Below are 23,948 nucleotides of genomic sequence, written 5' to 3'. Positions count from 1 at the left end.
ACTCGGACACGTTGGCGCCCCTGTTCTCTGGTGTGCTCTGTGGTTACCGGTCAGCTGCCGACGGATGTGCGACGCCGGGTGCGGCGTCCGGATCCGCGCGGCCGGGGTTCCTCCGCGGCGGCCGGCTCGTCCTCGGCTTCGTCGAACTCGTCGTCGTCGAACTCGGCGTCCGGTTCGTCCGAGGCAGCCTCGTCGGAGGTCTCGGCCTCGTATTCACCTTCGTCCTCGGCCTCCTCGGCTTCCTCGTCGACGTCGTCGCCGTCGGGTTCTTCCTCGGCGGGCTCGTCGTCTTCGTCGTCCTCGAATGCGCCGTCGGCGTCTGCGTCCTCGTCCTGGAAGTCCTCCGCCTCGCCGTCGGGGTGCTCCTCCTGCCCGACCGCTTCGTCGTGGCCGACGACGACCTCGCCGTCGCGGATCTCGCCCCGCCAGCCGTCCGTGGCCTCTCCGCGCAGCATGATGAACTTGCGGTAGAGCTTGAGATCCAGCCGGGCCCGCCTGCCCTGCGCCCGCCAGATGTTCCCCGTCCTCTCGAACAGGCCCTTCGGGAAGTACTCCAGGACGAGCAGAACGCGGGTGAGGTCATCGGTGAGCCGGTGGAAGGTCACCACCCCGCGGACCGTCCCCTTCGCGCCCCGGGTGGTCCAGGCGATGCGCTCGTCGGGAACCTGCTCGGTCACGTTCGCCTGCCAGCTGCGGGTCGACTTGGCGACCTTCACCCGCCAGTTGGTGGTGGTGTCGTCCGCCGTCTCGACGCTGACGACTCCCTTGGCGAACGTGCTGAACTCCTGGAACTGCGTCCACTGGTCGTACGCCTCGCGGACGGGGACACCCACGTCGATGTCCTCGACGATCGTCACGCTCTTCGGAGCGCCGCCGCCGGACTTGCGGCCGCCGCCGACCAAGCTCTTGGCCTTTTCCTTCAAGGTGTCCTTGAAGGCGGACGTCCCTGCTGCGAGTGCGGCCCGCGCGGGGGACTTTCCCTCGCCGAGGGCTTTGCCTCCCTCGGCCAAGCCCTTCTCAAGGCTTCCCCTCGCGGCACCGGGCTCGCCCAGCCGGGCCACACGGTCGCCCAAGCGCTCCCCGAGCCGGGTGACGGCGTCTTCGGCACGAGCCGTGAGGTAGTGGCGGAGCTCCTCCTTCAGCCGGTCGATGGCCGGGTTTTCCACCACATCGTTCTTGATCTTGCTGAGGGCGGAGTCACTCATCGCTGTCCCCCTCACTCTTGCGCCTATGGGAGGCCGTCGACTTCCTGGGGGCGCTCGTACGTTTGCGGGCTGCCGTCGACTTACCGGTCCCGCGGCCGGAGGTGCCGCCGGACGAGGACGCACGGCTGCCGCCTTTCTTGCCCGCTGTCTTGGCCGCCGCCGTGGAGCGTGTCCGCCGGCGCCGGCTGTCGTCGCCTGCGTCGTCCGGCTCCGCGCCGTCGTCTGAGGCTTCGGCGTCCCGCTTCCGTGTCCGGGGTCCGTCATCTCCGTCGGCCTCGGCGGCGTCCTCGCGACCGAGCGCCCGCGTGCGCTGCTGCAGTGAGTCGGCGAGACCTGCGGCACGCTGGGTGAGGGCCTGCGCTGCGGCCGACCTGGTGGCCTCGAACAGCTCGCGGCGGATCTGTTCGCTCAGGGCGCCCGTCACCGGCGAGGCGGCCAGCAGCTTTCCCAGACGCCGTGGGTCGAGGTCCAGTCTGCGGCCGGCGAGGAACATTCCCACCCCGATGGCCATCTTGGCCTTCTTCGTCCGCCCCAGTAGATAGCCACCGACGAGGGCGGCTGCCGTCGTGGTGTTCTTCGGTATCACCGGTGTACCTCGTTCCGCCTCGCTTGGTCACTCTGTTTCGTCATGAGCCGCTTCCCGTCTGGCTTCGGTAGGCCTCGATCTCGTCGAGTCGGTCCAAGAGAGCGTCCTCAAGCCTGTTGAACTCGCCTGCGTCCACGCGACCTTCGGCCAGGTCCTCCACGAGCGCCGCCAACTGCTCCCGGACGGGGGCGGGGTCGTAGTACTCGCGCTCGGCGGCGAGCAGCACCTGGTCGACCACCCAGGCCGTGCCTCGCAGCGGTGCGATGGGCAGGGTCAGGATCGTGGTGAGAAGCCCCATGGGCCGGCCTCCTTCCTGGGTCGCCGGGCGCCCGGGGGTGTCGGCGTCCCGGTCAGACGAAGCTGTACGGGGGCAACGGGCCGGTCAGGGTGAGGGTGTAGGTTTCGCCCCGGCGGTCCGCTTCCTCACGCACCGCCTCCACGAACTCGTCCGCGGTTGCTGCCGGCACCAGGAAGGAGGCGTTGAGAAAGTGGCTGGCGCCAGGCTCGGCGCGCGAGACACGGGCCGCGACCGGCTGCAGCTTCTCCAGGGTCCTCTGAGCCTGCTCGTTGTTGCGTTCGGCCACTTGGCCCGCGACGAGCTCTCCGAGGGCGATGCGGTCGTCCTGCCCGGCCGATCCCGACCTGGTGCGTTCGTTGAGTTCCCGGATCTGGTCGGACTCCGACACGATTTCGAGCAGCAGATCCTGCTCGTCGCGGGCTGCCTTGAGGTTGAACTCGACGTGCCCGGCCAGCTCGGCCAGGCGGCTGCGGTACGCGGCGCCGTCCTGCTCCAGCGCCTGCGCAACCTGGTCGTCGTCCGGGCCGAGCAGTCCGAAGCGCATGGGCAGCGTCGCGCCGTCCGCCATCAGGGACTCCAGGACGGCCTCGTGGGCCAGCACGTCCCGGCGTTTGGCGCGCAGGCCTTCGGGTGCGTCGCTGACGACCGCGGCGACCTCGCCGGCGCGCACCGTCCGCAGGGGTGCCGCCTCCTCGCCCACGCCCTGGAGGTCGTCCAGGCGCAGCGGGTGGTCGTGGGTGGTGATGGCATAGATGTAGGTGGGCACCTGCTATTCCTCCCTGCGGGCGGCGGACGAACGGCTGGACGTCGACTTGCGCGCCGGCCGCTTACGGGGCTCTTCCTCGGACTGCTCGCGCTTGCTCTGCAGGGAATCCGTTATCGCCTCGACAGCGCCGGTCAGGGCGCCCTTCGACTTTCCCTTCGCGCCGTTCTCGGTCATCTCGCCCACGATGTCGGTGAGCTGCGTGGGCGCCTTCCGCCCGGATTCCAGGTCGAGGCGGTTGCACGCCTCGGCGAAGCGCAGATAGGTGTCCACGCTGGCGACGACCACGCGGACATCGATCTTGAGGATCTCGATGCCGACCAGGGAGACGCGCACGAACGCGTCGATCACGAGGCCCCTGTCAAGGATGAGTTCCAGTACGTCGTAGAGATTTCCCGAGCCGCTTCCGCCGCTCGTTGCACTGCTCTGTTGGACGAGTGTCACGGTGAACTCCTTCCGATTCAGCGTCTGTCGACGCGTATGAGCGCACGGCTCCGCTCGGGGAGCGCGGGCGCCGCCACCGCCTCAGCGGCGGTCGATCTGGCCCCGGGCATAGCGCCGCGTGCGCTCGTACGCCATGAGTCGGCCCTCGGCGTCGAGGACCACGTGATAGGAACCCATCACGCTCATGGTGTCCGGGACCTTCTCCAGCTCGACGATCTCCACCTCAGCCGTCCACCCGTCCTCGGTGGCCTTCACCGCCGAGACGGAAGCGGGTTCGCACCGCAGGAGCTCCGCGAGCTGCTCGGTGGCGAGGCGCATCGCCGTAGGGATGTCGAGTCTTTTGGACGTCTTCTGTGTCTCGTCGTCTGTCGCGCTCATGTTCCCGCCTGTGAGGCATGGACGACGGCTCTGCAGTCGAGCTCCAGCGCCGTGTGGACTCACCTTCGCCTGCCCGCCCTTGCCGACCGCATGCATGACGGAGCGACAGATGCATGGGGCGAACTGAGCCGAGCACGCCGGCGCAGCCGGGCCAACCCCCGCCGCCCGCTGCGCGAGGCCCGACCACGGCGAACGGCACAGCCGCAGCCGCCGCTGCCGGCCCTTGCCCCGGCGCGGGCCGCCGTCGAGGTGCGCGGTCCACCTCGCCCGGTCAGGGCGGGTCACTGCGCCACGGCGAGGGGGCGCGGGTGTCGGCGGGCCGCGAGGCGACGTCGGGCAGCTGGGCGCGGGAGCCGGTGACGGCGGTGTCTGGGCGCGCGACGAGTCGGCGAAGGTGGCGTCGGGGAGTGCTGTGAGAAGCAGTCCGGCGTCGAGGGGGAAGGACTGAGTTTGTCTGCCTCTGGCCAGGACGGGTGGCAGGTGGCCGGCGCGTGCCCAGTGCAGGGTGCGGGTCTTGGGGTCGACAAGGTCGCAGACGGCGGTGGCGGTGAGGTGGCTGGTGTGGTGGAAGGCGCCGTGAGGTTGTTCGCCTCTCGTGGGCCACCCGCAGCACCTCGTCGGCGAACGCGGACAGCGTGTCGACCATCGCCGCGACGACGCACTTGGTCCCCGGCTGGGGCTCAAACGTCGGCGGCGGTCGCGGCCTGCGGGAGGGGCTCTTTCCGCTCGCCTTCGATCTCGGCGCGTTCCAGCGCGATCTCGCGGGTGAGGAAGAAGTTGAGGACGGTGCGGATGGCGGCGATGGCCGCCAGCTGGCCGATCTCGGTGAAGCTGGGGGCGACCGCTGTACGCAGGACGTCGCCCGCCAGCTGGAACTCCAGCCCCAGGACGAGGAAGCGGCCCAGGCTGAGGCGGATCTTGTTGAACTCGCCGATCAGGGAGCGCCGGCGCAGGCTGGTCGTGGCGAACCGGGCGAAGGCCCAGGCTGCGCCGACGAAGATGATCAGGGCGCCGGCTGCTTCGATGAGGTGCACCAGCCACCCGATCAGCTCCCGCACTCCGGCCCCGGTCACCAGTTCACCTGACATGCTCATGGAGCTGCGTGTACCCGCGCCGGCGCACCTGCACCGGGTGTCTCCCGCCACATGCCTGGAACTGGACAGATTTCCGCGTCGGACGCATGAAGCGCGGGTGCTGGATCAGGTGCGGGGGATGGAATGCGTCATTTACGAGCAGGAGTCGGGCCGGTCGGAGCATGTGGAATGCGAGCTGCCGGACGACGGCTGTCGCTCGGCCCTCAAACGGTTGCGGGACCTGGGCAACGGTACGTTCGCCTGGGTCCGGCTGGCAGACCCCTCCGAGGGTGAACTGGTCCAGCTGGCCGAGGAACTGGAACTGCACCCACTCGCCGTCGAGGACGCACTGCACGGACGGCAGCGCCCCAAGCGCGAGCGCTTCGGCGACGTCCTGGCCGTGGCTCTGAAGCCACTGCGGTACGTAGAGGAAGACACCGCCGTGGAGACCGGGGACATCATGATCTTCGTGGGACCCCACAGTGTCCTCACCGTCGGCCACGGCCCGATCGACCCCTGCACCGAGGCCGCACGCCGGCTGGACGCCGATCCGCAGATGCTGCGCATGGGACCCCGGGCCGTGCTGCACGCCGTGCTGGACGTCGCCGTCGACGCTTACAGCGACGCCGCCCGGAGAGTGCGCGCCACGCTCGACCGACTGGAGGACGAGGTGTTCTCGACCTCACGCGTCGACCACACCCAGAGCATCTATTCGCTCAAGCGGGAGGTCCGCGAGTTCCGGGATGCCGTGCAGCCGCTCGTCCCGGTCCTCCAGAACCTCCTCGGCAGCCCAGGTGCAGAGGACCACCTGCCGGAGATCGCCCCGTACATCCGTGACGTCGCCGATCACCTGCACCGCACCGACATCGAGGTCCGCACCCTCGACGAGCTCCTGGACACCGTCCTCGGCGCGCAGCAGGCCCGCGTGGGCACCTGGCAGAACGACGACATGCGGCGCATCTCCGCGTGGGCGGCGATCTTCGCGATTCCCACGATGGTGGCCGGCGTGTACGGGATGAACTTCGAGCACATGCCGGAACTCGGCTGGACCTACGGCTACCCCTTGGCCGTGGCCCTCATGGCCCTCGCCTCGGGCACCCTCTACCGTGCCTTCCGCCGCAACGGCTGGCTGTGAAGGCCGGCGCACGATGCCGGGCCCGGCGGCAGGCAGGGGTGGCGGCTGGCGGCCCCGCCCCGGACCACATTCGTGGTCGTCGCCCCGGTAGGCCCTGGCCTCCGCCCGTGAAGGACCGGCGCTCCTCCCACGGCTCCTGAGCGGCCGCGTACGGCGCGGTGCGCGGCGACGGCCGTCTCCCCGTGTCCGACAGGCCGACCGCGTTGGGCAGCAGCGTCGGGACGGGCCGTGGAGAGTCCGGGCTGGCAGCTGGGGCCTGTATCGAGTTGCCCCGCGGCGTCGCGACGCCCGGCACACACCTTCGGCGCACGAGCCGAATGCCCTAGTAGCTCCGCTACGAGGACATTCGTCCCGCACGCCGAGGGCACGCACCGAACGCCGCTCCTTGCTCCACGGGGCAACTCGATACAGACCCTAGGCCGCCCCCCGTGCGGCGGGCCGGATGGTGCGCGTGACGCTCACGAGGACCCTGACGGGAGGCGGCGGCGCTGCGTCGTGCTGGGCCAGGTAGGCGTTGGCCGCCGCCCCGACGTCTGAGCGGACCTGTCGGGCGACATCGACGACACGGTGGTCCGCGTCGAGGATGCAGCGCACCTCCACGTACCAAGCGCCGTCCGGGGCGGTTTCGCAGCGGACGCCGGCCCCCTCGGGAGTTCTGGCGGCCCCCGATCCCACGGCTTCGAACACGCGGGAGGCTGCCAGCGCCAGCCGTTCGGCAAGAGTCGGCTGGAGCGCGACCACACCGGGAACGCCGAGGGCGGCCCGGGCCGCGGTCCGGTGGACGGCCTCCCGGTCGGCGATGCTCATCGGTCCCTCAGATCGGCGCTGTCGTCGCCCGGTACGGGGGAGAAATCCAGCACGGCGTTGATTTCCACGTTGACGGCGGTGACAGTGAGGCCGAGGACGTCCTGGGCACTGTGCAGCACGGCTTCGCGTAGTGCCTCGGCTCGTCCGCGCAGCGGCCGGTCGAGCGTCGCTGCCACCGTGATGGTGACGACGTGCGCGGCTTCGCCACTCCCCGAGGCGGTGATGCGGCAGCTGGCGGCGCGGAGGCCGGGGACGGTGTCGGCGGCCCGGCGCAGTACTTTGGCGGCGGCGCTCTCCGCGATACGCAGGTCATGGGCGGGGTCGTCGAGATACAGCAGGGGACCCAGCCGTACTTCGGTCCGTACCGCGTTGATGATGCGGGTGGCGAGGTGGTGGCCATCGGGCTGTTCCTCGGCGCGCAGGGCCTGGGTGGCCCGGTCCAGGGCCGTCAGCCCCTCGATGGCCCCGCGGCAGTGGGGGCACTGGCTGCTGTGCGGATCCCGCGCTCCGCCGGCGCCGCGCGCCTGTTGCCAGGCACGACCGAGAGGGCGCCCGCAGGGCAGCAGCTCTGCGCCCGCCAGCAGCTCAGCCTCGGTGGGGCCGGCCTGTTCGGCGCCGCTGGTCGTGGACTCGTCTCCGGAGAATGGGTGCGGTTCGTTCAGCGCCATGGACGCATCGCCTCCGTCAGAGCGCGCCGTGCCCGAAAGAGCCTGCCGCGCACGGTCTGTTCACTGCTGCCCGTCACGTGGGCAATCTCTTCGTAGTGCAGGCCATGCAGTTCCCGCAGGACCCAGCACACCCGAAGCTCGGGGCTGAGCCTCTGCAGGGCCGCCGTCAGGGCGGCCGTCGCCGCGTCGATCTCGGCCACGTGGGGTGGTGAGCTCTCCGAGCTCGTGGCGGCGGGCTCGGGGATGGCGTCCAGAGGGAGGGGACGTGTACGGCGGCGCAGGTCGCTGAGGCAGCGGTTCGTCACGATGCGGTACATCCAGGTGCCGAACGAGGCCGTGTGCTGGAACTCCGGCAGGCGCCTCCACGCGCTGAGGAAGGCGTCCTGGACCGCGTCCTCGGCGTCCGTGCGGCTGCCGAGCAGATGCTGTGCGAGGGCCAGCATCCGGCTACTGTGCCGACGCACCAGGACGGCGAAGGCGTCCTCGTCCCCTTCCGAGGCCCGTACCGCCAGCAGACCGTCGTCCAGGCCTACGGCAGCGTCGGGCGCCTCCCCGACATTGCCGATTCCGCGGACCGGCGGCGGGGCCCGGTGCGGGGGGACGCCCACAGCGGGCTGGGGCGAGATGCCAATCCGGTTGCGCATCCGCCGCTCACCTCCTGCGACGCGGGCCGCCGCCTCCGACGTACTCCTCAAGCGTAGGCCGGTGCGGCGGGCCGCGTGAGGAATGCCCGCGCGGGGTGTCCAACACACGAGGGCGCCGCACCGGCGCCCCGGACGGACACCCTGGGGAGGCCCCCATGTCGGACACCAGCAGCCCCGCCTCGGGCGGGAGCGTGTCACCCCCGGTGGGCAAGACCCTCACCGGCCGGACCGGCCCCGGCACGGCGCCCGAGACGCGGGGACGCACGACCATCGCCGACAGCGTGGTCGAGAAGATCGCGGGCATGGCCACCCGCGAGGTACCGGGCATCCACAGCCTCGGCGGCGGCATGGCCCGCACGCTCGGCGCGGTGACCGACAAGGTCTCAGGCGGCCGTCCCAACGTCTCCCGCGGGGTCAAGGTCGAGGTGGGCGAACGCCAGGCTGCCGTCGACCTCGACGTCGTCGTGGAGTACGGCGTCCCCATCGTGGACATCTCCGCCGACGTCCGCACCAGCGTCATCACAGCCGTGGAAGGCATGACCGGCCTTGAGGTCGTCGAGGTCAACATCGCCGTCGACGACGTCCACCTCCCTGACGAGGAAGACGGCAACGACGAAGGCGAAGGACGTGTGCAGTGACCTCTTTCTCCGCGTCAACCGATGGAAATTCAGGTGAGTGAAATGAGCGCAGCAACCACGGGCCTGCTGGCCGGAATGGCCCTGGGCTTCGCCGCATTCTTCGGCGGGTTCTGGGCGTTCCTGCTCGTGGCGTTCCTGGGACTGGTGGGCCTGATCCTCGGCCGCATGCTGCAGGGCGACCTGGAGCTGTCCGACTTCACGCGATCCCGGAACCGGCAGTGACCTCGCACTCTGCAGCAGGCCCGGCCGGCTCAACCAGCCCGGTCCTGCCGGCGGCCGAACGCGGGGCCACCGTGATACCCGACAAGGTCGTCGCCCGCATCGCGGCCCGCGCCGCACAGGAGGCACTGGCCGCCCTCACGGACACCCCCGTGGCCTCGGCGGCACGGCCCGCCCCGCGCGCTTCGGTTTCCGCGGGCGGCGGCGCCGCGCGACTGCGGCTGACCCTGGATTTTCCCTACCCACTGGACCTGGCCAGTGCCTCCCGCCACGTGCAGCACCACGTCAGTGAGCGGGTGGCCCGTCTGACCGGGATGCACATCACCGAAGTCACCCTCGTCATCGAGCACCTCGCAGGCGCCGATGGCCTGGAACCCCGCCGGGTGCGGTGAGCCACAGCCCCGGGCCGGAAAGGAGAGCCGGCATGGAACGCGACCGACGCCCCTCGGCGGAGAAGGACCAGCTCCCAGCGGCGGACGAGGTCACCTCTCGCACCGTGGGGCTGCTGACCGAACAGCCGCCGACGACCGGACCGCAGTCGATCTCCCGGCGCCTGTGGTCCGAGCGCCGGATCCCCGCCGCGCTCACGGCCCTGTCCGTCGCGGCCGCGGCGGGCACCCTTCTGGTCGACGTCATCAGGGTGCGAGCCGGCCAGCCCGCCGCAGCCTGGCGCAGGCACCTGGCCGACGAACTGGCCTCCCGCCCGCTGGACGACACCCTCGTACAGGCCGGCGGCGCCGTCCTCGCCGTCCTGGGGTTCTGGCTCATCGTCCTGGCCCTCACCCCCGGCCTGCGCCACCGCCTGCCTCTCAAGACCCCCGCCGCGCAGATGCATGCCGTTCTGGACCGCAAGGCCGCGGAACTGCGGATGCGTGATGCTGCGATGCGCGTCCCCGGGGTCAGTGCCGCCCGGGTTCGGTTCTCCCGGAAGCGCGCCACGGCGCGCGCGGACGTACGGTTCCGCACCCCCGCGGACGTCCAGGCCGATGTGCGCACCGCACTGCTGCAGGAACTCGACCAGCTCGCCCTCGCCCACCGGCCGTCACTCCGAGTCCGGGTACGCCCGCGCCGCCCCTGAGCAGCCCCCGGACTGCCGGAAGCGCGAGCGAAGAGGAGCAGATCCCATGCACAGGAAATCCGTCACCAACCGAGTCCTGCTGGCCTTCACAGGCCTCGTCCTGCTCGGCACGGGCCTGCCGGCCCTGGCGGGCGGCTTCGACCTCTACCGGAACCTGTCCCTGACCCCGCCCACCGGCTGGCCCCTCACCATCCCCCGAGAGGTCCTGCTCGACGACGCCGACCGGACGCGCTGGACGGACGAGGTCTGGTGGTGGCCCACCGTGATCGCCGTGCTGGCCGTCGTCACCGTGCTCGCCCTGTGGTGGCTCCTGGCACAACTGCGCCGCACCCACCCCGGCGACCTGTCCGTGGGAGCCCCGGCCTTGGACGGCGTGGAACTGCGGGAAGGCGCCCTCAGCGACGCCATGGCCGCCGACACCGGGCACCTGCCGGGGGTACGGCGAGTACGCGCGCGCATGGACGGCTCGTCCCGCCACCCCGAAGCGCACCTCGACATCACCCTCACCCCCGACGCCGAGCCCGGCCCCGTCCTGCGGGCACTGCACGACGGGCCGCTGCAACGCGCCCGCCAGACGGTGGGCCGTACCCTCCCCGTAAGGACGCGGCTGCGCATGCCCTCGCACAAACCCCACCGCGCCGGCTGAGAAACACCGCCGCGCGCACGGGCAGGGGTAACCGGCGATGCAGGGGGAAGACGCCTGACCATGGGCGCACCGCAGGCGTGGCCGACCGTGCAGGGCCGCTTCCGCCACCGTGGGGCCGAGCTGGTCTACGACGACACCGGTTCGGGGCCGCTGGCGGTGTACGCGCACGGCGGCTTCGTCAGCCAGGCCGTGGAGCAGCGCATGGACCTCTTCGACTGGGCGCCCGTCCTCCGGGCGGGGCGCCGCCTGGTCCGCTGTGACGCGCGGGCGCACGGCCGCTCCACTGGGCGGCCCGTGGACGAGGACTACACCTACACCGCGCACGCCGACGACCTCGTCGCCCTGCTCGACCACCTGGCCGCCAGGGAGCCGGTCGACGCGATCGGCATGTCGATGGGCTGCGGCACCTGCCTCCACGCCGCCGTCCGGGCGCCGGACCGCTTCTCCCGGCTGGTCCTCCTCCTCCCGCCGACCGCCTGGACGACCCGTGAAGGCTACGCGCGGGCCAATCGGACCGCCGCGGAAGCCGTCGAGCGGGACGGCGCCGCGGGCTGGCTCGCCGGCCGGAGCCAAGCGCGTCCTCCCGCCGTCGTCGCAGACGTGCCCGCGTTCCGTCCCACGCCGCCGGAGGCGCTCCTGCCGTTCATCCTGCGCGGCCTGGCCCGCTCCGACCTGCCCCCGCCGGTGGCGTTGAGCTCCCTCCGCTGCCCTGCCCTGGTGATGACCTGGGTGGACGACCCCGGCCATCCCGTGTCCACGGCGATCGCCCTGGCTCGCCATCTGCCCAGCGCCGAGCTCCACCTCTCGCGCACCCGCGCCGACATCCGCAGCTGGGGAACGCGTATCGCGGACTTCCTCACGGCATCCCGCCCATGACGTTCGCGATGGCTCGCGCATGCGACCCCGCCGATCTCGGCTGCCGGGGTGGTCAGCGGTTCGGCAGGGTTCGGTAGGCGGCTGCCATGGGGGAGGAGCCGGTGGTGACGTAGGCGTGGATGCCGGCGAGGTAATCGTCGCGGTGGACGAGGCCGTCACTGTCGGTGTCGAGGTCGTCGAAGGCCTGGCCGGCGTCCGCTTCGGTGTTGCTGGACGCCATCCGCAGGCGGGTGAACTCCTCGCGGGTGAGCCGGCCGTCGCCGTCGTGGTCGGCGACATCGAAGAGTGAGCCGAGGGCCGGCCGGCAGGAGCGTTCGAAGGCGTCGTGTCCGGCCCAGGTGCGGTACTCCTCGAACGTGACCCGGCCGTCGTGGTCGGCGTCCATGTCCGTGAAGACCGCTTCATGCGCGGCGCGTGCCGTGTGGACCACCGGGTCGTCGGCGTCGCGGCCCATGGCGGCCGCGGCACGGTCGACCCGCGCAAGGTACTCCGTACGGGAGATGGCGCCGTCGCGGTCCCGGTCGAGCATGGCGAAGATGCGCTGCTTTGCTGCGTCGGTCATGGTGACGGTAGCTTGCTCGGACACTGCGCTGTTCCTGTCTGCCGTCTACGGGACCGCTCGGTCTGCGCGTCGTGTGTGCGGTTCACGGCCTGCGCGGGGGTCTGCGGGATGACACCGCCAAGATCATCACGTTCGTCCGCCGACCGGACTCCGGCCCGCCCGACATACACCCGAATGGGCCTGCAGTGCGCCGTCCCTGGGGCGGTGGGGGCCGTCCGTGCTGCCGCCTCGGCTCATGACCCGCGCCGAGGTCACGGTGGATGTCGTCCTGGCTCGGCCAGGGCGGGTTTCGAAAGTGGCGTCGTCCGCCCGTAGGGCGGTGCTGCCGGACACCGCGAGCCAGACGGGAGTTTCGCAAGACGCCCTGGTGCTGCGACCGGAAGGGTTCACCGGGTCACGGCGCCCGGTACGGCACCTCGCCGCGTTGTCGGACCACATACGTACGTCCGGTACGAGCCGTGGCCCTCCGCCTTGCGATGCACCGCACCGAACACCGCGACCCGGCAAACCTTCCCGGCCACAGCACTAGCGGCGGGCGTCCACCACCGCGAGGAGTTTCCCGCTGGTCGGGCTGCGGTCCAGTGACGCGCCGCCGACGGCCTCGATCACCAGGTCCAGCAGCCCCTCCGCCACCGCCGACCGCAGCTCCGGATAGCCGTCCAGGAACACCTCCCGCAGCCGTTCCGGATCCGTGCCCGCGGCCCGTTCCACCCGTACGGTCAGCCGCTCGCGCGCGTCCGCGGCGTCGAGCCGGATCTGGAGCTCGCCGCGGTGCCCACCGGGCTCACCGGCCAGGTCCAGGAACCTCCGGTGGTTGAGGAAGTACGTCGCCACCCGCATCACGTCGCCCGTGCGGCCCCGCAGTTCGAAGCGCGGCGCGTGCCGTCCGCACGGACAGCGGCCCGGGACCTCCCGGCCCAGGTCGCCGATCACGTACCGGCCCAGGTCCTGGCCGCGCCGGGCGTGCGTGCTGAAGACCAGCCGGCCCGTCTCGCCCGGCTCCACCGGCCGGTCCTCGTCCAGCTTCAGGACCTCCATGGTGTGCAGGTCGGCATGCAGGTGGTGGACACCGCCCGAGCTCTCGGTGCACTGGTAGCCCAGCGGCCCGAGGTCCGTGCTGCCGTAGGTGATCGAGCGGATCACCTCGATGCCGAAGACGTCCCTGAGCGTCCGCTGCTGCTCCGCGGTGAAGTGCTCGCCGCCGTAGAACACCTTGCGCAGGCCGCCGTACGCGCGCAGGGCGTCCGCCTCGGCGTGGAGCAGCTGCCACAGGTAGGAGGGCATCCCGATGAGGGTGTCGGCCCCGTGGTCGATCAGCGCCTGCGCCGTCGCCCGGTGGTCGGGGCCGGCCGACAGGGGCAGCTGCACCCCGCCGAGGCGTTCCAGCACGGAGAAGAAGCTGATGAAGCTGCCGTACATGGCGCCGCAGTAGAAGAGGTTGGCCGTGCGGTCACCGACCGGGTCGTAGCCGGCCGCGAGCAGACCGCGGGCGGCGGCGTGCATCTGCGTGTCGTAGTCGTCGTAGCTGAAGATCGACAGTGCGGGCGCGCCGGTGCTGCCGCCGCTGCGGAAGTACAGCTCGGCGTCGGCGCGCGCCACCTCTCGGCCCGGCCCCTGGACGTCCTCCTTGCCCAGCAACGGGCCCGAGGGCGGCGGCAGTACGACGGGCCTGGCCAGGTCGTCCAGGCAGGCGGTGGTGGCGAAGAGCACCGGGTCGGCCTGGACCGCGACGCGGCGGCTGTAGCGCTGCAGGGCGTACACGCCGTCGTGCGGCTCGCCCGCGTAGCTCTCCAGCATGGCCCCGACGGGCGTCACGCGGGTCACGCCGGCGGCCAGCGCCGTGCGGGACAGCTCGGCGATGTCGGTCCGGCCGCCCGCGAGCCCCGCCGTCTGCAGGTAGCGGCGCATCGGGCGCAGGGTGGCGATCATCCGCTTCCGCGGCAGCGGCTTGACCCAGACGCTGCGGTGCAGCGGCGAGGCCGTGAGCGGCGGCCGGGTGTCCGCCATGACCCGCCACGAGCCGTCGGGTGCGGCGAACACCCTTGTCAGGCCGAGGTGTTCCTCCAGCCGCGCCACCAGTTCGGTCGTGGTCAGTTCCGCGTCCTGCGCCGGGTCCGGCCCGGCCGTGTACCCGGCGCCCACCGCCGGCGGCCGCGCCCCGAGCACGGCGGCGAACCGCTCGGCGAAGGCGAACACCTCGGCCTCGTCCTCGGTGTCGAGGTACACCACCTGGGGGCTGGAGCAGGCCTGCTGCTCGTGCAGGCACACGTCGTCCGCGAGCGCGTCGAGCGTCACGGGATCCGACCAGGCATCACTCGTCAGGTAGGCGAAGGAGATCCGGTGACCCCACTCCACGAGCCGGCAGCCGGCCGGCACATGGGCCGCCACGCCTTCCACGGCGCCTTCCCCGCCCCACACGGCGACCACGTCCGCGGGCGCGCACATCAGGCGCAGCCACTCCTGCCGGGACGACGGGAACCGCAGGACGACGACCCGCGCCGCCAGCGCACCACTGGGGTCGAGGGCCGCCAGCTCGGCCATCAGGTGCTGGGTGAGCAGGGTGTCGGCGCCGCTGGTCTTGAGGATGTTGACGTTGCCCGCGAGCAGGCCCTCGACGATGCTCAGCGGTGCGACCGTCGCCGCGTTGCCGGGCGCGATGTGGGCGACCAGGCCGACCGGCGCCCACGCCTCGTAGACCGTCTCGCGCGGATCGGCCCGGTTCAGCCGCGCCGGAGCCGTGCCGCCCAGCTCCCGGCGCAGCTTGCGGGTGAGCTCCCGCCGCCCGAGCAGCGCGCCGAGCTCGGCCAGCACCGCCGGGTCCTCGCCCTCCGCAAGGTGCGGGGCGAGCCGGCCGTGTACGGGGTGGGCGGGGTCGCGCAGGGCGCCGGCGAGGGCGTCGCACGCGGCCAGCACGGTCTCGGTCTCCAGGTCCGTCGCCAGCGCCGCTTCGACGGCGGCCGGCAGCTCAGCGAGGCGCCGCCCGGCCTCCTCGTCGCCGACGAAGGAACCCTGCCAGTAGTGGTGGTGCACGCTCATGGTCACGCCATTCCCTTCATCAGTTCCGCCGCGGCCACGGCGCAGCTCCGGTTGCGGCTCACCCCGGCACGGCCGTGGACGGTGAACCAGGGGGTCTCCAGATCGCAGCCGCAGGCCTCGCCCGGCTGGAGGGAGGCGAGGTCGCCCATGACCACGCTCTGCGCCGGCACCGAGGTGATGTACGGCGACACCAGGTGCAGGTAGCCGCGCTCCCCGTACGGCAGGGGCTCCAAGGTCCGAGTGGACCGGATGGCCACCCGCGACCAGACGGGGGCGTGCAGCCGGTGGTGGCCGCACTCGATGTACGGGATGCAGTGCTCCACCGACCCGAAGGTGTCCCGGATCCGCTCACCCGGGACGCCGAGCTGCTCGGTGACGCGTGCGTACAGCTCCTCCTTCTCGACACGGCGGTCGGCGTGGCCCTTCCAGCCGCCGCCGAGGACGACCAGCGACCCCTCCGGCAGGCGCAGCGGCGCCATCCCCATGGCCCGCATCCGCTCCAGGGTGAAGAAGAGGAAGGCGGGGAAGCCGAGGATGCGCACCGGTGCGTCCTCCCGCTCGAAGCGGCGCAGCGCGGCGATGCAGCCGAAGGGGTCGAACTCGTGGTCGCCGCCGGTGTTGCGCAGCGCGTACTCGACGCTGCGCGCCGGGGCGAAGTCGCACAGGTAGTTGTCGGTGAAGGCGGTGCCCAGGTTCAGGGACGGGGCAGGCTCGTAGCTGTAGAGGAGGTAGTTGACCTCCTGGTCCGGGGTGATCCAGCCGTTGCGCTCGAAGATCCGGGCGACCATGCGCTGGGCGGAGCGGATGGTCCAGTGGTCGAAGAACATCTGCGACTTCTGGCCGGTGGTCCCGGAGGAGGTCAGGTGCAGTTCGACGTCCTCGCGCGGGACGGAGAGCACTTCGTGGCGCTTGAATAAGTTCGCGTGGACGAGTGGCGCACGGTACGGCTCCGCCGGGGCGGTCGCCTCGTACAGGGAGCGGAAGAAGGGGGAGCGCTCGGTGTGCCAGGCGTTGGTCTCCGCCATGGCGGCGGCGAACAGCTCGTCGACCACGGGCCCGTGGGCGTAGGGGTCGGTCATGTCGCACAGCTGTTGTACGTGTGGCAGAAGCGCCGGGTCGGGTACGCAGACCGGCGCGAGATGGGGGTTCGTACGGTTCATGGGGCAACCTCGGATGGTGTGGGCAGGTGCGCCGCCGCCCAGGCCGACGCGTAGCAGTCCAGGTAGGGCTGGAGGGGCGGTTCGACGGCGACGCCGCGGAAGTCGATCCGCTCGCCGGAGCGGGACAGGACGGCGTAGTCGTGGAAGCCGTCGCCGTCCGCGCGCATCGCCGGGTAGAGCGCTCCGGCGACGAACCCGTGGGCCAGGAAGGCCGACAGGGCCTCCTGGTGGGCGAGTGGCACCAGGGCCTCCACGTAGCCGGCGCCCGCGCGGGCCAGGGTCCGGGTGACGGCTTCGAGGTGGCCGGCCGCCGCGGCCGGGTCGGGGTGGGCGGTCAGCAGGGAGCAGTAGCCGCCGGCCCGGTTGAGGTAGGCGTAGACCTCGAACCGGCCGTCCTCCGGCGTGAGCAGCACGTTCGGGGTGTGCAGCGGGTAAAACCAGCCCTCCGCGCCCGGGAAGCGCTCGTGGAAGCGGCGCCGGACGAACGCCGGGGCCTCGATCAGCTCCAGGCGCTCCACCGCCCCTTGCGGCGCGGGTTCCGGGAGCCGGCCGGGGGCGGCCCGCACTCCCGGGTAGCCGATGCCGAGGGCCGCCCCGGCCGTGCGCAGCAACGGCAGCAGTGCGGCGGGCACTTCGGCGACGGGCACCCGGCGGTCGAGCACACCGGGGGAGTGGCGGGCGTAGAGCGCGAGGCTCTCGCGGCTGCGGAGGTCCACCGCGTTGGGCAGGATGCCGAGCGGGCGGAAGCCGTTGCGTGCGACGACCCGCTGCGGGCCGGCGCCGACGGTGCGGACCGTCGCGTACACCGAGTCCAGCCGGCCGGTGTCGAGCATCTCGGCGCAGAGCGCCCCGGTCAGGGTGGCGGCCAGCCCCGCCGAGCGATGCTCGGGGTGCACGGCGATGCCCTCCAGCCGGGCGATGCGGCTGCCGGCCTCGCCGTGGATGGCGGCCGACGCCGCCAGGGCCCCGGTGTCGGGGCAGCGGGCGACGAGCCACAGGGAGTGCGGGTCGGCCATGAGCCGGGCCATCTCGGCCGGGTCCGTGCCGAGCGCGACGGGGTAGTGCGGGCCGTAGACGGCGTAGTAGAGCTGCCGCAGTTCGGCGATGTCCGCGCCGGCGGCCGGGGTGATGACGGGGTTCACCGCGCACCTCCCACGGTCTGCGGGGTCTGCGGGGTCTCCGGGTGCGCCGCGGGAGCCGGTTCAGGGGTACGGGCTCCCAGCAGGGCCAGCGCGCAGGCGGCGGGCAGCAGACCGACGCCCTGGACCAGGCACAGCGTCTGCGGGGACAGCAGGTCGCCCGCGGAGCCGAAGACCAGCGAGGCCACCGGCAGGGAGGCGCCGAGGACGGCCTGCATCACGGCGAAGAAGCCGGGCTTGTCGGCGGTCGGCACCAGCCGCTGGAACAGCGCCACGAAGCGGACGCTGACGGCCCCGGCGCACCAGCCGGCCACCGCCAGGCAGCCCGCCACGACCGGGAGGTGGGAGAACACGCCGGGCAGCGCCAGCGCGACGGCCATCAGACCGAGACAGCAGGCACCGGCGACCGTGGGCCGCCCCGGCACCCGGGTGCCGGTGAAGGCGCCGACGAGGGCGCCCCCGCCCAGCGAGGCCTCCAGCAGGGCGACCGTGCCGCCGCCGCCCCCGAGGACGGAGCGGGTGTAGAGCGGGATGACGACGAACACGGCGGCGGTGAAGAGGTTGGCAGCCGTGAAGCAGACCAGGATCCGCCGTACGTAGGGCAGCTCGCCGAGAATGCGGCGCAGCGGGCGCCGCGCGGCCGGGGCGGCGGCGGGGGCGCCGGCCTGGTCGGCGCCCCCGGCCTGTTCGGCCTGGCCGGTCTGGGCCTGGTCGGCCGGCGCGGCGCCGGCGGTGCGGAAGCGCGCGCTCGCGACGAGCACGGCGGCCCCGGCGTAGGCCGCCGCGCAGCCGGCGGCGAGTGCCGCGACACCGGCCCGGTCCACCGTCAGGGCGCCGAGCAGCGCTCCTCCCAGGCCCGCCAGTGACTGGGTGGACAACTCGAACCCGGTCGCCGTCTCGATGTCGGCGTCGTCGACGAGTTCGGGCACCGAGGTGGTCAGACAGGGATCGAAGAACGCCTGGCAGGTGGCCAGGGCCAGAGCGGCGGCGTAGACCCCGGCGAGCGGCGGTCCGCCGCCCTGCGCCCACACCGCGAGGATGCCCGCGACCACCGCGGCCAGGCCGGCCGCGCCGCGCAGCACCGAACGGTGGGCGAACCGCCCCACGGCACCGGCCACCACGGGAGCCAGCACGACGGCGGGAAGCGTGCAGGCGGCCATGAACAGTCCGGAGGCCAGGCCGCGGGCGTCGGCCACGGCGTAGGCGACGATCCACCAGGACACGCCGACCTGGAACATCCGCACGGCGGCCTGGGTGAGGACCTGGCCCAGCCACACGGCGGCGAAGGCCCGGTTGCGCAGGATCAGCGGGCCCGCGGGACGGGGGGCGGTCATGCCGTCGGCCTCTCGTCCAGGACCCGGACGAGCTTGCCCGTGCGCGGGTTGACGGCGAGGTCCCGGTGGCGCGCCCACTCCACGGACAGCGGGTGCACGAACCCGGCGCGCACGCTGTCGGGGTACAGCGGCCGTACGGTCTCCAGCTCCGCGACGACGGCGCGGGCGAGCGCTGCACGCCGCTCGGCGGCCGGTCCGCCGGTCAGTTCGCCGGCGCGTTCGTCGCCCGGAGCGGTCGCGAGCCGCAGCACGAGCCCGTCGCGGCCCTCCCAGCGGCGGACGACGAGCTGCATGCCGACCACCTGTCCGGCGGTGTCGGCCGAGGCCACCGCGTCCTGGGCGTCCTGGGTGTAGAGGGAGACCGGGCCGACCCGTACGCCCTCCTCGGCGCGGCCGAGGATGCGGAAGTGCCCCGGCCCGGTGCCGGTCCACTCGGCCCGGTCGCCGGCGGGGTAGCGGATGATCGGCATCAGGCGGCGGAACAGGCTCGTGACGACGACGCGGCCGGGGCGGCCCGGTTCGGTGATGGGCTCGTCCGTGGAGTCGTCGAGGATCTCGACCACCGAGTACGGGGTGAAAGCCCGGTGCACCCGCGCGTCGGCTCCCGGAACGGGGCGCCCGAGCAGGCCGGCGTCCACGCTGGCGTAGCCGACGGAACGGGCCTCGGCGCCGGGGAACGCCGTGGCCAGCAGGCGCCGCTGGTCCTCGAAGAGCGCCTCGCCGCCGAAGAGCAGCAGCTCGACGGAGCCGAGCCGGACCCCGGACGCGAGGACCTGCTCGGCGAGCCGGCACAGGGTGGTGGGTGTACCGGCCAGTACCTGGGCGGCGAGGTCGCGGAGCGTGGGGATGGTCGACTCCAGCGGCGCGCCGCCGCCGATGGGCAGGCGGACGTTGTCCACGGGCGCGTGGGCGAGCGAGTCGAGGATGAACAGGAAGCTGGCGTACAGCTCCCCGGCGTAGAAGAGGTCGGCGACACGGTGCCCCGGACGCAGCCCTGTGTCCACGAGGCCCTGCCCGAAGGCGGTGACGAAGGTGCGCCACTCGTCCCGGGTGTAGACGGAGAACTTGGGGGACCCGGTGGTGCCGCCGGTCTTGTAGACCGTGGCCTCGCTGAGCGGACCGGTCAGCACACGGCTGTCGTGCGGGGCGTTGGCCGCCCAGAAGGACACCTGGTCGACGACCGGAAGGTCGGTGAGCCGACCGGCGTCCGGCGGCAGGGACGCGTAGAGGTCCCGGTAGTAGGGAGAGTTGTGACGAGCGAAACGTATGAGGTCCGAGAGCTGCTGGGCGGACATGGGCCTTTGCCTAGGTGACGGAAGTGGGACGGAGCCGCGGCGGGGCCCGGCGACGGAGTGAACTCGTCTGCCGCTGCCGCCGCGTTCTGCCGGTACGAGCGGGGGACCCCCCGGCGCCCCCGCCTCCTCGACGCACGCCGAAAGCTGACGTGCAGTCATGATGATGAAACATCAGTGCGCAAGTCACCAAATTGAGTGAAGATTCCAGGCCATTGTGGCAACTTTCAACAATTCCTGCGGTGTGGGGTGATGTGCCGTCCCCGGCTGGCGGGCCGGCGCGCCGGTACGCCGTTGGGCCGGTGCCCGGCGAAGAGGTGCCTGCGCCCCCGGGCTGTCGCAGCGGCGCAGCGCCGCACCCGTGGCAGACTCGGTCCCCTCCGGGTCGGCCGCCGCGTGACGGGCGGGCCGTCCCACCCCGATGAACCGTCCCGGGGATCGGCGGTGCCCGCCGTCCGGCACGCGTGATCCCGGGCCCCGTCCCGCGGGAGGCCCCGTGCTCCACCGCCTCGCCCGCCGCCGCACGAGGGCCGTCGCCCTCACCGTGGCCGGCCTGGTCCTCACCCTCACCGCGGGCACGTCCGGTGCCGCTCCCGCCGAACCTGCCGCTCCCGCCGCACCTGCCTCGCAGGGCGCGTGGGCCGTACCCCGACCGGTGACGGCCTCGGCCACGACCGCCGTGCCCGCCGCGCCCGGCAGCGCGACCCCGCTCTCCGGCTACGCCATCCAGTCCACCGCGAAGGTCGCCGACACGGCGGAGACCGTCTCCAGCCCCGGCTATCCCGCCACCGGCTGGTATCCCGCAGGACCCCGCTCCACCGTCCTCGCCGCACTGCTCGCAGCCGGCGTCCACCCGGACCCCTTCCACTCCACCCAGCAGGAACTGATTCCCGCCGCGGACTTCTCCGTGCCCTGGTGGTACCGCGCCGACTTCACGGTCGCGGACACGACCGCCCGTACCCACCTGGACTTCAGCGGCGTGATCTCAGCCGCCGACGTCTTCGTCAACGGCCGCCGGATCGCCGCCACGGGGTCCGTCGCCGGCGCGTACACCCGGCACGAGTTCGACGTCACCGCCCTCGTCAGACCCGGCACCAACACGGTCGCCTTCCGCATCCAGCCCAACAACCCGCGCAAGCACCTCACCATGGGCTGGCTCGACTGGCTCCAACCGCCCCCGGACGAGAACATGGGCATCGTCCGCGACGTCACCGTCCGCCGTGCCGGACCGGTCGCCCTGCGCGACGCGCACGTCGTCTCCACCCTGGCCATGCCGTCCATGGCGACGGCCGACCTGACCGTCAAGGCCCGGCTGCGCAACGACTCCGACGCCCCCGTCACCGCGACCCTGTCCGGCACGGTGGGCCCCGCCCCCGGCCCCGGCCCCGCCCCCAGCCCCGCCCCCGGCCCTCGTCAGAGCCCGGCCGAGGGCGCCGACGCCATCTTCGCCCGCAGCGTGACGCTCGCGCCGCACGAGACCAGGACGGTCGCCTTCTCACCCGCCGAACACCCCGCGCTTCGCCTGAAGTCACCCCGTGTGTGGTGGCCGGCTGGCATGGGCGGCCAGCCGATGTACGCCCTCGACCTGACCGCCGCCGTGGCCGCCGCCGCCGACGGAACCGCCGCCACCGGCGTCCCCTCCGACACGGTCCACCAGCCCTTCGGCATCCGCGACGTACGAGCGCCCCTCAACGCCGACGGCGCCCGCCGGTACGAGATCAACGGCCGTCCGCTGCTCGTGAAAGGCGGCGGCTGGTCTCCCGACGAGTTCCTGCGGTGGGACCCGACCTATACCGAGGACCGCCTGAAGTACGCCCTCGACCTGGGCCTGAACACCCTGCGTCTGGAAGGGCGCATCGAGCCCGACGAGTTCTTCGACCTCGCCGACCGGTACGGCATCCTCACCCTCCCCGGCTGGGAGTGCTGCACCAAATGGGAGGCCGAGTTCAACCGCGACGGCGCCGGAGAGCGGTGGTCCGCCGCCGACCACTCGACCGCCCGCGCCTCCATGGCCGCCGAAGCCGCCCGCCTGCGTCACCACCCCGGCGTGATCTCCTTCCTGATCGGCAGTGACGCCGCCCCGGACGAGGAGATCGAGCGCGGCTACCTCGACGCGCTGAAGGCCGCCGACTGGCACGCTCCGGTGATCCCTGCCGCGTCGGACGCCGCGTCCCCCCTCACCGGCCGGTCCGGGATGAAGATGACCGGACCGTACGACTGGGTCCCGCCCGCCTACTGGTACGACAAGCGCGAGGGCGGAGCGAGCGGCTTCAACTCCGAGACCAGCGCCGGCCCGGACGTCCCCACCCTCGACACACTGCGCCGCATGATGACCCCGGCCGAGCTCGAAACCCTGTGGAAGGACCCGGCGGCCGTCCAGTACCACCGCTCCCCGTCCGCCACCTTCGACACGCTCCAGCTGTACGACACCGCCCTCGCCGCCCGCTACGGCGCCCCGGCGAGCCTTGAGGACTACGTACGCAAGGCGCAGCTCGCCCAGTACGAGAACGTGCGCGCCCAGTTCGAGGCGTACGCCCGCAACGCAAAGGACTCCTCGGCCCCTTCGACCGGCGTCGTGTACTGGATGTTCAACAGCGGCTGGACCTCACTCCACTGGCAGCTCGTCGACAGCTACCTCGACCAGGGCGGCGCCTACTTCGGCGCGAAGAAGGCGAACGAGCCCCTGCACGTGCAGTACGGGTACGACGACCGCTCCGTGGCGGTCGTCAACAACCGGCCCGGACCAGCCGCCGGGCTGACGGCCCGGGTGACGCTCTTCGCCCCCGACGGCACGCAGAAGTACGACCGTACGGTGACCGGCCTGACCGTCGCGGGCGGGGGCGGTGTGCACCGCAGCGCTCTGACGCTCCCCGAGACGGTACCCGGCCTGCCGACCACCTATCTGGCCAGGCTGCTGCTCACCGACGCCACCGGACACGAGGTGAGCCGCAACGTCTACTGGCTGTCCACCGAGGCCGACGTCCTCGACCGCGAGCGCAGCGACTGGTTCCACACCCCGACCACCTCCTACGCCGACCTCCGTGGCCTGAACTCGATGGCGCGGACGCCGGTCACGGCGACGGCGTCCACGACCGCGGACGACGCCTCGGGAACGTCCACGACGACGGTGACACTGCGGCACGCGGGCACCGGCGGCACCCCGGCGCTGCTCACGGACGTCCACCTCGTACGGGCGTCGGGGGAACCGGCCCTGCCGGTGCGGTGGAGCGACAACCAGGTCAGCCTGTGGCCGGGCGAGTCCGCAACGCTGACGGCGACGTACCGGACGGCGGATCTGCGCGGCTCGGCCCCCCGGCTGCGGATCTCCGGCTGGAACAGTCCCACGGTCACCGTCCCGGCGGCGTGACCGCGGTCAGGTCGTCAGAGCGGCGGCCTCCCGGCGGGCCTGGCGCAGCCAGTCCGAACGGGTTTCACCGGTCGAGCCGGTGACGGTACGGAAGACGGTCCGCCGGACGTCGGCCACTCCCGCGTACGGCAGGACGCACGCCGCCCAGATCCGCTCCAGCGGGTCACCGAACTCGCTCTGCTCACGCTCTCCCGGGGTGTCGGAGGTGTTCAGCACGAGAGCCCGGCCCGCCTTCAGCAGCCCCGCGGGCTCACCGTCGGCGCTGCCCAGCTTGTAGGCGACGCCGGGCACCAGGACCCGCTGCACCCAGCCCGCCAGGACGGCGGGCGGCATGCCCCACCAGTTGGGGTGGACGAACACCATGGCGTCCAGCGAGGCCACTTCCCGCCGGTGCAGGGCCACTTGTGGATCGTCGGCGTCCGGGGCGGAGGCGACGGTGCCCGTCTCAGCGGCCGACAGCAGCGGCGGAAAGCCTTCGGCGTACAGATCGTGCCCGACGACCTGGCACCCCCGCCCCTGCAACTCGTCCACCACGGCGTCGAACAACGCGTGGTTGAAACTGCCCGCTCGCGGATGGGCGAGGTACACCCCGACACGCAT

At 72.4% G+C, this 23,948-nt stretch carries 25 protein-coding genes and 1 pseudogene; 8 read left to right on the top strand and 18 right to left on the bottom strand.

Annotated features, from left to right (window positions below; genetic code table 11):
* Positions 1 to 50 precede the first annotated feature (50 nt).
* The 8 genes and pseudogenes from BSL84_RS02040 to BSL84_RS02005 form a co-directional block, all read right to left on the bottom strand.
* Positions 51 to 1,205: an SRPBCC family protein gene (locus BSL84_RS02040; protein WP_075969669.1), complete on the bottom strand. Its 1,155-nt coding sequence runs from the start codon at positions 1,203 to 1,205 to the stop codon at positions 51 to 53.
* On the bottom strand, positions 1,198 to 1,791 hold the full coding sequence (locus BSL84_RS02035) for a hypothetical protein (RefSeq protein ID WP_079273083.1): 594 nt from the start codon (positions 1,789 to 1,791) through the stop codon (positions 1,198 to 1,200). Before BSL84_RS02035 ends, BSL84_RS02040 begins: the two co-directional genes overlap by 8 nt.
* 40 nt (positions 1,792 to 1,831) lie before the next feature.
* The gene (locus BSL84_RS02030; protein ID WP_030036559.1) at positions 1,832 to 2,089 is read right to left on the bottom strand and encodes a gas vesicle protein GvpG; all 258 of its coding nucleotides are present in this window, start codon (positions 2,087 to 2,089) and stop codon (positions 1,832 to 1,834) included.
* 52 nt (positions 2,090 to 2,141) lie between these two features.
* Positions 2,142 to 2,855 carry a GvpL/GvpF family gas vesicle protein gene (locus BSL84_RS02025; RefSeq protein ID WP_030036557.1) on the bottom strand — a complete coding sequence of 238 codons (714 nt, stop codon included), beginning with the start codon at positions 2,853 to 2,855 and terminating at the stop codon, positions 2,142 to 2,144.
* A gap of 3 nt (positions 2,856 to 2,858) precedes the next feature.
* Positions 2,859 to 3,296, bottom strand: coding sequence for a gas vesicle structural protein GvpA (locus tag BSL84_RS02020; RefSeq protein ID WP_030036555.1), 438 nt, complete (start codon positions 3,294 to 3,296; stop codon positions 2,859 to 2,861).
* Positions 3,297 to 3,377: 81 nt separating this feature from the next.
* Entirely contained in the window at positions 3,378 to 3,674 is a 297-nt protein-coding gene (locus BSL84_RS36845; protein ID WP_030036554.1) for a gas vesicle protein, read from the bottom strand.
* A 393-nt stretch (positions 3,675 to 4,067) separates the two neighbouring features.
* Positions 4,068 to 4,358, bottom strand: a pseudogene (locus tag BSL84_RS37725) (SpoIIE family protein phosphatase); the annotation flags it as partial.
* Entirely contained in the window at positions 4,355 to 4,762 is a 408-nt protein-coding gene (locus tag BSL84_RS02005) for a DUF1622 domain-containing protein (protein WP_075969668.1), read from the bottom strand. The gene BSL84_RS02005 and the pseudogene BSL84_RS37725, both read right to left, overlap by 4 nt.
* A gap of 124 nt (positions 4,763 to 4,886) precedes the next feature.
* On the opposite strand from BSL84_RS02005, the gene BSL84_RS02000 reads away from it, so the two are divergent.
* On the top strand, positions 4,887 to 5,882 hold the full coding sequence (locus BSL84_RS02000) for a magnesium and cobalt transport protein CorA (protein WP_075971938.1): 996 nt from the start codon (positions 4,887 to 4,889) through the stop codon (positions 5,880 to 5,882).
* Positions 5,883 to 6,296: 414 nt separating this feature from the next.
* Here the strand turns inward: BSL84_RS02000 and BSL84_RS01995 are convergent, their stop codons facing one another.
* The 3 genes from BSL84_RS01995 to BSL84_RS01985 are packed head-to-tail and all read right to left on the bottom strand — an operon-like array spanning position 6,297 to position 8,001.
* Complete coding sequence (locus BSL84_RS01995) at positions 6,297 to 6,689, bottom strand: Asp23/Gls24 family envelope stress response protein (RefSeq protein ID WP_045324092.1); 393 nt, start codon at positions 6,687 to 6,689, stop codon at positions 6,297 to 6,299.
* Positions 6,686 to 7,357, bottom strand: coding sequence for a hypothetical protein (locus BSL84_RS01990; RefSeq protein WP_075969667.1), 672 nt, complete (start codon positions 7,355 to 7,357; stop codon positions 6,686 to 6,688). The genes BSL84_RS01995 and BSL84_RS01990 overlap by 4 nt, the downstream gene beginning before the upstream one ends.
* On the bottom strand, positions 7,348 to 8,001 hold the full coding sequence (locus tag BSL84_RS01985; RefSeq protein ID WP_079273081.1) for an RNA polymerase sigma factor: 654 nt from the start codon (positions 7,999 to 8,001) through the stop codon (positions 7,348 to 7,350). The genes BSL84_RS01990 and BSL84_RS01985 overlap by 10 nt, the downstream gene beginning before the upstream one ends.
* A 155-nt stretch (positions 8,002 to 8,156) precedes the next feature.
* On the opposite strand from BSL84_RS01985, the gene BSL84_RS01980 reads away from it, so the two are divergent.
* The 6 genes from BSL84_RS01980 to BSL84_RS01955 are packed head-to-tail and all read left to right on the top strand — an operon-like array spanning position 8,157 to position 11,458.
* Complete coding sequence (locus tag BSL84_RS01980) at positions 8,157 to 8,639, top strand: Asp23/Gls24 family envelope stress response protein (protein WP_075969666.1); 483 nt, start codon at positions 8,157 to 8,159, stop codon at positions 8,637 to 8,639.
* A 42-nt stretch (positions 8,640 to 8,681) separates the two neighbouring features.
* Positions 8,682 to 8,861: a hypothetical protein gene (locus BSL84_RS01975; RefSeq protein WP_046776834.1), complete on the top strand. Its 180-nt coding sequence runs from the start codon at positions 8,682 to 8,684 to the stop codon at positions 8,859 to 8,861.
* Complete coding sequence (locus BSL84_RS01970) at positions 8,858 to 9,250, top strand: Asp23/Gls24 family envelope stress response protein (RefSeq protein WP_234363390.1); 393 nt, start codon at positions 8,858 to 8,860, stop codon at positions 9,248 to 9,250. Before BSL84_RS01975 ends, BSL84_RS01970 begins: the two co-directional genes overlap by 4 nt.
* A gap of 32 nt (positions 9,251 to 9,282) precedes the next feature.
* Positions 9,283 to 9,936: a DUF6286 domain-containing protein gene (locus BSL84_RS01965; RefSeq protein WP_234363389.1), complete on the top strand. Its 654-nt coding sequence runs from the start codon at positions 9,283 to 9,285 to the stop codon at positions 9,934 to 9,936.
* Between the two features lie 46 nt (positions 9,937 to 9,982).
* Positions 9,983 to 10,582 (top strand): hypothetical protein, encoded by a 600-nt coding sequence (locus BSL84_RS01960; protein WP_045324091.1) that lies wholly within the window; start codon positions 9,983 to 9,985, stop codon positions 10,580 to 10,582.
* 60 nt (positions 10,583 to 10,642) lie between these two features.
* On the top strand, positions 10,643 to 11,458 hold the full coding sequence (locus BSL84_RS01955; RefSeq protein WP_075969664.1) for an alpha/beta fold hydrolase: 816 nt from the start codon (positions 10,643 to 10,645) through the stop codon (positions 11,456 to 11,458).
* A 52-nt stretch (positions 11,459 to 11,510) separates the two neighbouring features.
* Here BSL84_RS01955 and BSL84_RS01950 read toward each other — a convergent pair whose 3' ends face one another.
* From BSL84_RS01950 to BSL84_RS01925, 6 genes are all read right to left on the bottom strand, one after another.
* Entirely contained in the window at positions 11,511 to 12,020 is a 510-nt protein-coding gene (locus tag BSL84_RS01950) for an EF-hand domain-containing protein (protein WP_030036541.1), read from the bottom strand.
* A gap of 525 nt (positions 12,021 to 12,545) precedes the next feature.
* Positions 12,546 to 15,056 carry an acyl-CoA reductase gene (locus BSL84_RS01945; protein ID WP_075969663.1) on the bottom strand — a complete coding sequence of 837 codons (2,511 nt, stop codon included), beginning with the start codon at positions 15,054 to 15,056 and terminating at the stop codon, positions 12,546 to 12,548.
* 2 nt (positions 15,057 to 15,058) lie between these two features.
* A complete protein-coding gene (locus BSL84_RS01940) occupies positions 15,059 to 16,216 on the bottom strand; it encodes an acyl-protein synthase (protein WP_075969662.1) in 1,158 nt (385 codons plus the stop codon).
* A complete protein-coding gene (locus BSL84_RS01935) occupies positions 16,213 to 17,358 on the bottom strand; it encodes a GNAT family N-acetyltransferase (protein ID WP_045324086.1) in 1,146 nt (381 codons plus the stop codon). The genes BSL84_RS01940 and BSL84_RS01935 overlap by 4 nt, the downstream gene beginning before the upstream one ends.
* A complete protein-coding gene (locus tag BSL84_RS01930) occupies positions 17,355 to 18,689 on the bottom strand; it encodes an MFS transporter (RefSeq protein ID WP_075969661.1) in 1,335 nt (444 codons plus the stop codon). Before BSL84_RS01930 ends, BSL84_RS01935 begins: the two co-directional genes overlap by 4 nt.
* Positions 18,686 to 19,984 (bottom strand): phenylacetate--CoA ligase family protein, encoded by a 1,299-nt coding sequence (locus BSL84_RS01925; RefSeq protein WP_030032426.1) that lies wholly within the window; start codon positions 19,982 to 19,984, stop codon positions 18,686 to 18,688. The genes BSL84_RS01930 and BSL84_RS01925 overlap by 4 nt, the downstream gene beginning before the upstream one ends.
* Before the next feature lie 493 nt (positions 19,985 to 20,477).
* Here BSL84_RS01925 and BSL84_RS01920 point away from each other — a divergent pair, with 493 nt between their 5' ends.
* Positions 20,478 to 23,348, top strand: a complete 2,871-nt coding sequence (locus tag BSL84_RS01920) for a glycoside hydrolase family 2 protein (protein ID WP_234363388.1) — start codon at positions 20,478 to 20,480, stop codon at positions 23,346 to 23,348.
* Between the two features lie 6 nt (positions 23,349 to 23,354).
* Here the strand turns inward: BSL84_RS01920 and BSL84_RS01915 are convergent, their stop codons facing one another.
* A complete protein-coding gene (locus BSL84_RS01915; RefSeq protein WP_075969660.1) occupies positions 23,355 to 23,948 on the bottom strand; it encodes an NAD(P)H-dependent oxidoreductase in 594 nt (197 codons plus the stop codon).

The organism is Streptomyces sp. TN58 (genome assembly GCF_001941845.1).
GTDB lineage: Bacteria > Actinomycetota > Actinomycetes > Streptomycetales > Streptomycetaceae > Streptomyces.
This window is presented reverse-complemented; position numbering and strand designations above follow the sequence as displayed.